We start from the raw sequence: 11,807 nt of genomic DNA, 5'->3' as shown, positions 1-11,807 counted from the left end.
AGAACAGCATAAAGCGGAAGAACAGCATAAAGCAGAAGAACTGTATAAAGCAGAAGAACTGTATAAAGCAGAAGAACTACGTAAAGCAGAAGAACAGCATAAAGCGGAAGAGCTATATAAAGCAGAGAGTACTACACAAAGCGGAAGAGCTGTATAAAGTGGAAGAGCTACATAAAGCAGAAGAGCTATACAAAGCGGAGAGAACTACACAAAGCAGAAGAGGTACACAAAGCAGAAGAGGTACACAAAGCAGAAGAGGTACACAAAGCAGAAGAACAGCATAAAGCAAAAGAACTATACAAAGCAAAAAGAACTACACAAAGCAAAAGAACCACTCAAAGCAAAAACCACATAAACAAGAAATACATGCAACATAAATAACCACAGGAAAATCAAAAATGAACACAAGATCAAAATACAAAAAAACAAACCATCTCCTGTCAATCTTCTGGCTATCCGGATTTTTAGGATTTAGCCTGCTTTTGTTAACTCACATGCATGAATACAGGGAAGGAAGCAAAGAGTATCAGGAACTTAACCGCATTTTGTGGAAAAGCCAGACTGAGACAGGCAAAAATGTGGACCGGAATATTTTATTTGAAGACAGCCTGAAGCAAATAAATCCTGACTATATATTCTGGCTTTCCATCCCTGGTACCTCTGTAGACTATCCAGTGGCAAAAAGCCTCCAGCCAGGATACTATTTAAACCATACCTTTCAGGGAAATGAAAATCCCTGCGGCAGCCTGTTTATGCAGGAAGAAACGGACCCAATAAATGAAGGCAATACGGTCATCTTTGGCCACAATATGAAAAACGGCTCCATGTTTGCCGATTTAAAACACTACAAAAATAAGGACTTTTACGAAGACCATAAAACCCTCTACATCTATCACGAAGGAAAAAGACATGAAGGAGTCATTTTTTCCTGCCAGATAAGGAGTGAGGAAGAGCTGGAATGCTATCAGACCGAATTTTCCACCCCAACACAAAAACATGAATTTATTAACCACATGAAAGCTTCCTCCCTCTACACCATCCCCATCTCCCTTCCAGACCAGGCCTCAATTATTACCTTATCAACCTGCTATGGAAGCTCTGAAAGAATGATTGTACAGGCAGCTTTGGTGTGCTATACTGAATAAATAAGAGACGTATATGGAGGTATAAAACATGGAGCCATTAAAGATAGGAATTATGGGAGCAGGCGGAATTGCCTCAACGCTGGCCAGTACTATGGTACAGATGCCGCAGGTAGAATTGTACGGAGTTGCCTCCAGAAGCCTTCAAAAGGCGGAGGAGTTTGCAAAGCGTTTTTCTATAAAAAAGGCGTATGGAACCTATGAAGAACTCGTGCAGGACCCGGAAATTCAGTTGATTTATATTGCTACCCCTCATTCAGAGCATTGCAGCAATGCCAAATTATGCCTGGAGAATGGGAAGCATGTTCTTTGTGAAAAAGCCTTTGCTGCCAACGCTTCTCAGGCTGAGGAAATGATTTCTCTGGCAGAAAGTAAGAACCTTATGATTACAGAAGCCATGTGGGTGCACTACATGCCTATGGCTGAAACCTTGAAAAACGTGCTGGACTCAGGCATTATCGGAGAACCCATGACCCTTACGGGAAATCTCTGCTATCTGATCTCCCATAAGCCCAGGCTTATGATGCCGGAACTGGCAGGAGGGGCCCTCCTGGATGTAGGAGTTTATGCCCTCACCTTCGCTTCGATTGTTTTTGGGGATGACATTTCAGAGATTCATTCCACTGTAATTAAAACAGATACAGGAGTGGACGCGCAAAACAGCATTACCCTGTGCTATCCGGGCGGGAAAATGGCTATACTCAACAGCTCTCTCCGTGTGCTCTCTGACCGTCAGGGCGTTATTTACGGGACAGAAGGATACGTTATTGTTGAAAATGTAAATAATTTTGAAGCCATTCATGTGTATGATAAGGACCGAAACCTGGTTGAAACCCACATCAAGCCGGAACAGATTTCAGGATACGAATATCAGATTCAGGCCAGTGCAGAGGCCATAAGAAATGGCTGGACAGAGTGCCCTCAGATGCCTCATCAGACTACTTTAAATGTGATGAAGGTTATGGATGAATTGAGAAGGCAGTGGGGAATCAAGTATCCTTTTGAGGATTAAGAATAAAGAACTGCCATAAGATATCAAAAGCCCTCCGAAGTAAAATCGGAGGGCTTTTGTATTTGTAGAAAGAACTTTATCGGGACGCTTATAAGCAGGTGAATGAAAGTGCTATGTTCCGACTATACATATACCGTAGATTTCGATATTTCAAGCTTCTTTCCCGCCCAAAATGGACAACTTCTATTTTTTAGCCTGTAAACAACGATGCTGCATATAAATTTTCATAATAGGCCTTTTCTGCGCCCCTCTACTGAGCATCCTCATTTTTGTTCAAATAGCGCCATAAAGTCGTTCGGCTGATGCCCAACTGGCGAGCCGCGGCGGCGCGGTTACCGCTGTTGGAGGTGACTGTCTGCTGTACCACTTCGCTGATGATCTCCTCCAGTGTGCGGTCAGTATTCACCGAGGCAGCAGCGGGAACAGCACTTCGGCGCATGGAGCGCTCTTTGGCCAGCAGCTCCGCCACCACACTGCTGCGTATGTAAGTCGAGACCGTCAGGGTGGCCAGGGTCTGCAATATATGTTTGAACTGAGTATAATTGTTCGGCCAGTCGTACTGGCGAAGCATCTCGATGGCACGCGGTTCAAAGCCGGAAATCTGCTTGCCAAGCTCAAGGTTCAGACTGCCCAGATAGAGACTCGCCAGGGAGGAAATTTCATCGGAACGGCTTCGCAGTGACGGCAGATTCAGCGTCAGGCAGCCCAGCCTGGTGCTAAAGAGGCGCACCACATCGGGAACCGGTTCGCTGTCACGGCAGACACTGGAAAACAGCAGCCGCACCCGGCGGGCAAGGCCGGTCTCCTGAATGGCGGCCAGCAGCTCAGGGGCGCGTCCTTCGGGCAGAGATTCAAAGTTCTGGAAGTAAATTGTGTTGCCGGTTGCATTGAGCGGAGAATTATAATGGCTGAGCAGGAAATCCCAGCTCTTATCGTTCATCAGTTCGCAGTTGACCAGCACAAAGGGCTTGTTTGCCAGAGGACTATGCAGGTACAGAAACCGGGCAATCTGTTCCTTTCCGGTTCCGGGTTCGCCTCTGATCATAACCGGCTGGCGCACAGCGGCCAGCATCTGAATTTCCGTATCCAGGGTCCCCATAGCGCCGCTGATACTGTAGAAACTGTTCATGAACAGGTATTCACATTCTCCCTTATTCATGGAGCGAAGCCCCACCCAGTGAGAGTGCAGCGGAATACGCGACGGTACACAATAGAACAAATAGTACCTTTCGGTATCCATCAGCAGCGTCTGAGCCGTGATGCTGTACAACTGGTCCCGCTCGATGCGGTAGAATTTCAGCGAACCGCTGGCGGGTACTTCCCGCAAATGGGTGCGCAGAGCCTCGGACAGCCCGGCGGAGAGCTCGGCCGGGCTGCTGTAGAATACGGTCCCGCTGGTATCCAGCACCACCACACAGCCGTTTTGATCCTGCGTAATGCTGCGCAGGAACATATTTTCCTGCCGCAGGCGGCCAAACCACAGGCTGATGTCCAGCGCCTGATCGATGGCGGCATGCAGGCTCTCTACACCCGATGTGATCAGGAAGGCGTCCAGCTCCATCTGGCGGGCGATGGTGTGAGTGACCATGTCGCAGACAACCATGCGGTAGCCGCCCTGCTTGAGCCGTTCCAATGTGCGGGTGACATCATCGGCGCTGTGCACCGTTACGATATCCAGATTGCAGCCCAGCAAATCGCAGAGCGTGTGTGCCGGTTCCGTAATGCTTGGAAAGCCGACAATGGCGTACAGATTGGAATAGTTTTCAGCCAGTTTCATGGCGCGCAGCACATCGTAGACCGAAAGGCGAATCTCGACCACCGGCAGATCGGTCACCTGGCGGATACGCTCCGCAGTGCCTCCGCGGGAGATGATGCAGTCGTAAGCGTTAGGCGGCATGCGCTTGACAATGGCGACGCCCTCATCAAGGTCTCCGGTATAAACATCCAGTTGTATATTAGGATAAGCCTGTGCTGCACGCTCCATAGCGGTATGCATACCCTCGTAGGGGGCAATCCCCAGGATGCGGGTGCGTGTTTCGACCATAGCGGGTACCTCCGTTTACTTTTGAGACTATTATAGCAGAGGGCTGAACAAAAAGCATCATAGGTGAGTTTCGTTTTGGAACGCTTTGTAAATAAACTTGATTAATTTTTCCGAATCGTTCAAAGATGGAACGTGTTTGCTGCTTTTTTCCGATGCGAAGCCCTGCCGGATCAGGCATAATAATAGCACAGAACAAAAGCAACTGCCCCGGCGGCCAGATGCCCGGCAGTAAAAACAGGTAGGGGGGAGCGCATGGTCTTTCTTTTGATTATCGCGGATGATTTCACCGGAGCGCTGGATACAGGTGTGCAGTTCGCTGCTCACGGAATCCGGACACGGGTAGTCGTGGAGCCGGATGTGGATTTTAACGCCCACGAGGCAAAGGTGCTTGTTGTGGATACCGAGACCCGTCATTTGCCGGCCAGCCAGGCCTATGGCGTGGTTGCAAAACTGACCGGACGCGCCCAGAGTGCCGGAGTCAGCTATATTTATAAAAAGACTGACTCAGCGCTGCGAGGAAACATCGGAGCTGAGCTGTCTGCCTTGCTGAGAGCCAGCGGATGCAGGTATCTGCCGTTTCTGCCGGCCTTCCCGCAGACAGGGCGCATCACCCGCGGCGGCGTACACTATGTAGACGGCGTGCCGGTGACTGAAAGTCCCTTCGGCATTGACCCATTTGATCCGGTAAAGCACTCAGTCGTGACCGATCTGATTGCCCAACAGTGCGATCTGCCGGTCAGAAGTTTCCCTGCACTGGCAGCAGGGGACAGGGTGCCCCAGGACGAAGGAATTATGGTGTTTGATGCATCTGACGACGCCGACCTCTACAGTACGGGATGTCAACTGCTGGATCATGGCGGGCTGCACATCATGGCAGGCTGTGCAGGCTTTGGCGCTGTGCTGCCCGAATTGCTGGGCATTGCGGCAGAAACCCACCGTACGCTGCCAAAGCTTGATCCGCGCCTCTTAGTCGTCTGCGGCAGCGTCAACCCCATCACCCTGGCACAGCTTGACAGGGCCGAAAACGCCGGATTCACCCGCCTGCGGCTGACCCCGGATCAAAAGCTGGAGCCCGGCTACTGGCAGAGCAAAGAGGGCAGAGAAGAGCTGACCCGCATCGGGGAAATGCTGGCCGCCAACCCTCACTGCATCATTGACACCAACGACCCCGGCGGCAACCGGCCCACTGCGGATTACGCCGCCAGACTGGGCATTGACCGCGAGACTCTGCGTGTGCGCATTGCCGGCAGTCTGGGCCATCTGGTCGGAGAAATTTTCCCAAGTCCGTCCCTGGGAACGCTGCTGTTGACCGGCGGGGATACTCTGCTGCAATGCATGAGCTGCGTCGGCGTCAGGGAACTGGAACCGCTCTGTGAGCTGGAAAATGGCGTTGTGCTGGCCAGCTTTACCCACAACGGCTGCACCCGCCACGTCATCACCAAATCAGGCGGCTTCGGACAGGAAAGCCTTCTGACCGATCTGGCGGCGCGCATCGCCCGGCACTGAGACACTGAGTAACGCTGCTTCCATTGCAGCCGCATAAAATTGGAGGAAAAAATATGGCATACGCAAAACTTCCCGGCCTGACCTGGGATGGAACCGTTTACGAAAATGAAGAGATGGGCACGTGTGAAGCACTGCTTCCTACCGGCGGCTACCCCACCGCACACGCTTCCGCTATGGTAGAACTTCCTGACGGCGATCTGCTGTGCTGCTGGTTCGCCGGTACATACGAGGGCAGCGCTGACATCCACATCATCTGCTCGGTCCTTCCAAAAGACGGCCCGGCATGGCTGCCTCCCGTCGATATTTCCAATGACCAGACCCGCAGCGAGCAGAATCCTTCCCTGTTCTATGGCCCCGACCATGCTGTCTGGGCAATGTATACCGCCCAGTTAGACCGCCAGGAGGACAAGGACAACATGCAGTTCACTGCAGTCGTCCGCTGCCAGAAGAGCACGGACGGAGGCAGGACGTGGGGCCCCTATGAGACGGTTTTTCCGGAAGAGGGAACCTTCTGCCGCCAGCCTATCCAGATTCTTTCCAACGGCCGCTGGATATTCTCCAACTGGCTTTGCACGGATTCTGCCGACGGCCTTTCCGGTGATCCCACTGCGTTTCGCATCTCAGATGACGGGGGAAAAACGTGGCGCATGGTCATGATGCCTAAGAGCAACGGCCATGTCCATGCCAACGTCATTGAACTGGAACCGGGTCATCTGGTTGCTTTTATGCGCAACCGCGAGGCCTACCGCATCCACCGCAGCGAATCCTTTGACTGGGGCGAGACATGGAGTGAACCGGCACCGACTCCGCTGCCCAACAACAACTCCAGCATCAGCGCCGTCAGGCTGCAGAGCGGACGTATTGCCATTGCGCACAATCCCACCTGCACACCCAATCCTCAGCCCGGCAAAGCAGCATGGCCCGGCCTGCGCTGCCCCGTGGCAGTCGCCCTGTCCGAAGACGGCGGCCTGACCTTCCCGGTCATCCGCTGGATGGAGCGCGGCGAAGGGTTTGTGGGTGACGAGAACAAGACCAACAATAAACAGTATGAATACCCGTACATCATGCAGAGCCGCGACGGCATGCTGCATCTGGCCTATGCCGCACGCACCCGCCAGGGAGTCAAATACGTCCGCTTCAGCGAACAGGACATCCTGGGCGAGAAACGTGAGCGTGTGGGCGTATACAATCCCACCGCAGCCCAGAGCCGCTGAGCCTCTGTCAGGCTTCACCCGCAACATATACATATACAGCACAAACCAAGGAGGCCTTTCCTATGCTTACCACCTACAACTTAAAAATGCCCCACGCCGTTTATGGCGGCCAAAACGCCATGGAAAACATCACCGCAATTTTAAAAACCAACGGTGCCAAACGTGTGGCGATGTTCACCGATAAGGGCATCGAGGGAGCCGGCCTGTTCACCCTGCCCGAAGAGACAGTCAAGGCATCCGGTGCTGATTATTATGTGCTCGATGACCTTCCGGCGGAGCCCAGCTACATGGCAGTGCAGAAGCTGGTCGATCAGTTTAAGGAAAGCGGAGCCGATATGATCGTGGCCTGCGGCGGGGGCAGCGTTATGGACGCAGCCAAGCTGGCCAGCATTCTGGTCACTGACGAGTACGGTGTCAGGGAGCTGCTTGATGATCCGGGACGCGCCAGAAAGTGCGTGCCGGTCATCCTGATCCCCACGACTGCCGGTACAGGTGCCGAAGTCACGCCCAACGCCATTGTGGCCGTGCCCGAAAAAGAGCTCAAGGTCGGCATTGTCAATGAGAATATGATTGCCGATTACGTCATCCTCGATGCCCGCATGATCAAGAATCTGCCGCGCAAGATTGCCGCTGCAACCGGCGTCGATGCGCTGGCGCACTGTATCGAATGCTTCACCAGCAATAAGGCTAACCCGTTCAGCGATCTCTACGCGCTGGAAGGCCTGGACTTAATTCTCAATAACATTGAAAAGGCCTGCGACGATCCCGAAGCCATGCAGGAAAAGAACCGTATGCAGATTGCAGCCTACTACGGCGGTCTGGCCATCACCGCCAGCGGCACAACCGCTGTGCATGCCCTCAGCTATCCTCTGGGCGGCAAATACCACATCGCCCACGGCATTTCCAATGCCATCCTGCTGGCGCCGGTGATGCGTTTTAATGAGCCCGCCTGCCGGGAACGCTTTGCCATTGCCTATGACCGCTGCTGCCGCGATGAGATCAGGACCTGCAAGACCGCAGCCGAAAAATCCGCCTGGATCATCACCCGCCTGGAACAGATTGTGAGGCATCTTGACATTCCCGCCAGCCTTAAGGAATTCAACGTGCCGGAAAGTGACCTGGACAGTTTGGTCGAGTCCGGGATGCAGGTGCAGCGCCTGCTGGTCAACAATCCGCGCCCTGTCACTCCTGAAGACGCCCGTGCGCTCTACAAACAGATTCTGTAAAAATATTTTATAAAAATGAGGAGGAATCTCATGAAACCGATTGAACTGAAAGGCATTATCCCGCCGATTATCACACCCATGTACGAGGACGAGAGCATCAATGTGGCTGAGCTGCGCCGTCAGGTTGACCGCATGATCGAGAACGGCGTCCATGCGCTGTTCCCCTTTGGCACCAACGGCGAAGGCTACATCTTAAGCGGAAAAGAAAAGCAGCTTGTACTGGAAACCGTCATCGAGCAGTGCAACGGCCGTGTCCCCGTCTACGCAGGCACCGGCTGTATTTCCACCAGGGAGACGATTGAGCAGAGCAGGATGGCACAGGCCGCAGGCGCAGACGTGCTTTCCATTATCACACCCAGCTTTGCCGCCGCCAGCCAGGATGAATTGTACACCCACTACAAAGCTGTCGCTGAAGCGGTTGATATGCCCATTGTGCTGTACAATATCCCTGCCCGCACCGGCAATGCCCTGGCTCCTGCCACCGCAGGCCGCCTGGCCGAGATTGAAAACATTGTGGGCGTAAAGGATTCCAGCGGCAACTTCACCAACATTTTGGGCTACATCGATGCCGGTAAAAAGAAAACCAACGGAAAGTTTTACAACCTGTCCGGCAACGACCAGTTGATCATCTGGACGCTGCTGGCAGGGGGCACCGGCGGTATTGCGGGCTGCGCCAATGTCTACCCGCACACCATGGCCTCTATCTATGACCTCTTTATGGAGGGAAGGATCGAGGAGGCCAGGGAAGCCAACGAGAGCATCCAGAGCTTCCGGGCCTGCTTTAAATACGGCAACCCCAACACCATTGTAAAGACTGCAACCCGCATGCTGGGCCACGATGTGGGCCCCTGCCGCGCCCCGTTTAACCAGGTGCCTGAGGAAGGCATTAAGGCTTTAAAGAAGGTTCTGGATGAAAACGAAGCAAAAGGAATGCACTGAGAAAGAGGAGGTACGACCATGAACGAAAAGCCGATTGTCGGTATTACAATGGGCGATCCCGCCGGCAACGGGCCTGAGATCACCGTCAAGGCTCTGGCTCATGCCGATGTCTATGACCGCTGCCGCCCCATTGTGGCCGGTGACGTCAAAATGATCGAACAGGCCGCCCATTTCGTTGGCCGTCCCGATATGAAAATCCACCGCTGTGAAACGGTCAGTGAAGCATTGTTCATTCCCGGCACCATTGACGTGCTGCACCTGGACTTAATTTCCGATGTCAAGGCATTTTCCATAGGGCAGGTCAGCATCGAAGGGGGAAACGCCGCATTCCAGTGCGTTAAAAAAGTCATCGAACTGGCACTGTCCGGTGAGGTGGACGCCACCTGTACCAATGCGCTGAACAAAGAGGCTATGAACAAGGCGCTGGAATTCTACCGCGGTGAAATGTCTGACGGACACACCCACTTTGACGGCCACACAGAAATCTATGCCGCCTATACGAACACCAAAAAGTACACCATGATGCTGGCCCACCATGATCTGCGCGTCGTGCATGTTTCCACCCATGTTTCCCTGCGTGAAGCCTGTGAACGCGTCAAAAAAGCCAGGGTTTTCGAAGTCATTGAGATTGCCCATAAGGCCTGCAAAAATATGGGCATCGAAAATCCCAAAGTGGCTGTCGCCGGTTTAAACCCTCACTGCGGTGAAAACGGCCTTTTCGGCACCGAGGAGAAGGAGGAAATAAAGCCCGCCATCGAGGCCGCCAGAGCCGAAGGCATCGACGCGATCGGTCCCATTCCGCCGGACAGTGTTTTCTCCGAAGCGCTGGGCGGCTGGTATGATATCGTTGTCTGCATGTACCATGATCAGGGCCACATCCCCCTCAAAACCGTGGGTTTCGTCTATGACCGCGAAAAACAGGCGTGGAAGGCCGTCGAGGGGGTCAACGTTACACTGGGACTGCCGATCATCCGCACCAGTGTGGACCACGGCACCGGCTTTGCGCTGGCCGGAAAAGGCACCAGCAACGAACTGAGTCTTGTCAATGCTGTTGATTACGCCGTTCGCATGGTGAACGGCCGCAAGGCATAATCTACCCGCCGGGCCCTTTCAGGCGGGGCTGTTGTCCCGCCTTTTCGATATAACAAGAAGGTTCCGGCATCAGGGCTTTGCTCTCTATGAGTGTTTTGATTTGAAACAAAATTGCCCGATTTTCTCAGTGACGTTTCAAAAATCAACATATCTTTGCGAATCTTTTTAAAATATTTTGAACCCGTTTCTAAATAGAACATCTGGGACGGCTGCTTTTCTTGCTGCCCGACACAGCTTTCTATATAATTTAGAGAAGTGAAAGCCGTACTGGATTGTGCAAAAAGGCAAAGATCTGCACGCAGTACTAACTGTTAAGAAACAAGGAGGAAAACAAAAATGACACTTCCAATGATTATTGCTCTTGCAATCACTGTATTCATGGTCATTCTGGTCATGACAGACAAACTGCCTTTCGGTGCGCCGCCTTTGCTCGCGTGTCTGCTTCTGGTTCTTTTCGGTGTGGCTGATATTAAGACCGCTTTTGCAGGTTTTTCCAACTCCACCATCGTCATGCTGGCATCCTTTATGGCGATCATGGCCGCTCTGCAAAAGACCAGTTTTATCGCCACCTTCAAGAACGCCATGTACAATATGGCGAGTAAGGGCGGTTTCAAGGCCTATTTGATGCTGATCCTGATCGTCATGCTGGGATGCAGCCTGTTTGGCACCGGCTCCACGGCATACTACGTTTTGACCATTGGCCTGCTCTCCACCCTTCCCTATAATAAAAAGCTGCCTCCTTCCAAGGTGGTGATGACCGCGGGATTTGCCGCCAATCATCCCTTGATTCCCTTGAATGTGGCTTTGCAGTACGGTATCGTTCTGGCGGTTCTTAACAGCGCCGGCGCACTTGCCGAGGTCTCCATGGTGAAATTCACTGCGGTCAACTTCATCCTTTCCATGGGCTTTCTGTTCAGGTGTCTGATTGCCTATAAAGCGCTGCCCGACCATCCCATCGCAGAGGCCAGCGAGGATGCTGCGGCTCAGGGAACTGCTGCTGTCACATTCCCCAAATGGAAAGAGCATACTACATATATTGTCTTCGTGGCGGCTGTTGTGGGAATGATTCTGCAAAGCACCATCGGAGATGCCGGTTATGCCATTCCCGGCCTGTCTGTTGCCGTTTTGCTGATCATCGGCGTGATGAACTTCAAGGAGATCCGCGATGCGATCTGTTCCCCCATTATCTTGATGTCCGCAGGCGTTATCGGTATTGCCGACGCCCTGGGAAACACCGGCCTGACAAATCTTGTGGGTCAGACAGTAGCCAATATGCTGGGCAGCGGTATCAATCCTTTTGTTCTGGTGTTTTCCTTTTGCATCCTCACCAGTGTCCTGGCAACCCTTACCGGTTCCACCATTGGCACCGTTTATGTATTCGCACCTCTCGCCATTGCCACCTGCACGAGCCTGGGCTTAAACCCTGTTGCTGCTGCGGTTGCAATCGTCATCTCCGGCTGGTGCGGTCATTTCCTGCCAATTGACGGTATGCCAGCCATGGTCATGGGGGTTGGAAACTACAAACTCACGGAATTTTGGAAATTCACCATTCCCATGTATTTCATCCGTTTGCTCGCTTTGACAGCCGGTGCACTGATTATGTTCCCCATGTAAGTGCATGGAAAGCGGGAC

Annotated in this window: 10 protein-coding genes; 8 read left to right on the top strand and 2 right to left on the bottom strand. The window is 52.7% G+C overall.

The window, feature by feature from the left end; all coding sequences use genetic code 11:
• Positions 1–482 precede the first annotated feature (482 nt).
• On the top strand, positions 483–1,145 hold the full coding sequence (gene srtB, locus QM657_RS04450; RefSeq protein WP_415065344.1) for a class B sortase: 663 nt from the start codon (positions 483–485) through the stop codon (positions 1,143–1,145).
• Between the two features lie 28 nt (positions 1,146–1,173).
• On the top strand, positions 1,174–2,154 hold the full coding sequence (locus tag QM657_RS04445) for a Gfo/Idh/MocA family protein (RefSeq protein WP_415065343.1): 981 nt from the start codon (positions 1,174–1,176) through the stop codon (positions 2,152–2,154).
• Between the two features lie 250 nt (positions 2,155–2,404).
• On the opposite strand, the gene QM657_RS04440 is transcribed toward QM657_RS04445, so the two are convergent.
• Entirely contained in the window at positions 2,405–4,198 is a 1,794-nt protein-coding gene (locus QM657_RS04440; RefSeq protein WP_415065342.1) for a PrpR N-terminal domain-containing protein, read from the bottom strand.
• Positions 4,199–4,450: 252 nt separating this feature from the next.
• Between QM657_RS04440 and QM657_RS04435 the strand changes: the two genes are divergently transcribed.
• From QM657_RS04435 to pdxA, 5 genes are all read left to right on the top strand, one after another.
• Positions 4,451–5,704 carry a four-carbon acid sugar kinase family protein gene (locus QM657_RS04435; RefSeq protein ID WP_415065341.1) on the top strand — a complete coding sequence of 418 codons (1,254 nt, stop codon included), beginning with the start codon at positions 4,451–4,453 and terminating at the stop codon, positions 5,702–5,704.
• A gap of 53 nt (positions 5,705–5,757) precedes the next feature.
• Positions 5,758–6,918 carry a sialidase family protein gene (locus QM657_RS04430; protein WP_415065340.1) on the top strand — a complete coding sequence of 387 codons (1,161 nt, stop codon included), beginning with the start codon at positions 5,758–5,760 and terminating at the stop codon, positions 6,916–6,918.
• A 62-nt stretch (positions 6,919–6,980) separates the two neighbouring features.
• Positions 6,981–8,144: an iron-containing alcohol dehydrogenase gene (locus QM657_RS04425; RefSeq protein ID WP_415065339.1), complete on the top strand. Its 1,164-nt coding sequence runs from the start codon at positions 6,981–6,983 to the stop codon at positions 8,142–8,144.
• A gap of 30 nt (positions 8,145–8,174) precedes the next feature.
• Positions 8,175–9,083: a 4-hydroxy-tetrahydrodipicolinate synthase gene (gene dapA / locus QM657_RS04420; protein WP_415065338.1), complete on the top strand. Its 909-nt coding sequence runs from the start codon at positions 8,175–8,177 to the stop codon at positions 9,081–9,083.
• An 18-nt stretch (positions 9,084–9,101) separates the two neighbouring features.
• Positions 9,102–10,175, top strand: coding sequence for a 4-hydroxythreonine-4-phosphate dehydrogenase PdxA (gene pdxA, locus QM657_RS04415; RefSeq protein ID WP_415065337.1), 1,074 nt, complete (start codon positions 9,102–9,104; stop codon positions 10,173–10,175).
• Here pdxA and QM657_RS04410 read toward each other — a convergent pair.
• Positions 10,139–10,375, bottom strand: coding sequence for a hypothetical protein (locus QM657_RS04410; protein ID WP_415065336.1), 237 nt, complete (start codon positions 10,373–10,375; stop codon positions 10,139–10,141). The two genes, pdxA and QM657_RS04410, sit on opposite strands and share 37 nt — an antisense overlap.
• A gap of 136 nt (positions 10,376–10,511) precedes the next feature.
• Between QM657_RS04410 and QM657_RS04405 the strand changes: the two genes are divergently transcribed.
• Positions 10,512–11,789 (top strand): SLC13 family permease, encoded by a 1,278-nt coding sequence (locus tag QM657_RS04405; protein ID WP_415065335.1) that lies wholly within the window; start codon positions 10,512–10,514, stop codon positions 11,787–11,789.
• Positions 11,790–11,807 lie beyond the last annotated feature (18 nt).

Origin of the sequence: Lacrimispora sp. (genome assembly GCF_047605665.1) — a bacterium.
Taxonomy (GTDB): domain Bacteria; phylum Bacillota; class Clostridia; order Lachnospirales; family Lachnospiraceae; genus Lacrimispora.
Note: the sequence above shows the minus strand (reverse complement) of the source record. Positions and strands in the feature narration are given on the sequence as shown.

Bases quoted from the DNA above. Each gene is read 5' to 3' on its own strand.
- QM657_RS04445 (WP_415065343.1), top strand. From the start codon at position 1,174: ATGGAGCCATTAAAGATAGGAATTATGGGAGCAGGCGGAATTGCCTCA.
- QM657_RS04440 (WP_415065342.1), bottom strand. From the start codon at position 4,198: ATGGTCGAAACACGCACCCGCATCCTGGGGATTGCCCCCTACGAGGGT.
- QM657_RS04435 (WP_415065341.1), top strand. From the start codon at position 4,451: ATGGTCTTTCTTTTGATTATCGCGGATGATTTCACCGGAGCGCTGGAT.
- QM657_RS04430 (WP_415065340.1), top strand. From the start codon at position 5,758: ATGGCATACGCAAAACTTCCCGGCCTGACCTGGGATGGAACCGTTTAC.
- QM657_RS04425 (WP_415065339.1), top strand. From the start codon at position 6,981: ATGCTTACCACCTACAACTTAAAAATGCCCCACGCCGTTTATGGCGGC.
- dapA (WP_415065338.1), top strand. From the start codon at position 8,175: ATGAAACCGATTGAACTGAAAGGCATTATCCCGCCGATTATCACACCC.
- pdxA (WP_415065337.1), top strand. From the start codon at position 9,102: ATGAACGAAAAGCCGATTGTCGGTATTACAATGGGCGATCCCGCCGGC.
- QM657_RS04410 (WP_415065336.1), bottom strand. From the start codon at position 10,375: ATGTTCTATTTAGAAACGGGTTCAAAATATTTTAAAAAGATTCGCAAA.
- QM657_RS04405 (WP_415065335.1), top strand. From the start codon at position 10,512: ATGACACTTCCAATGATTATTGCTCTTGCAATCACTGTATTCATGGTC.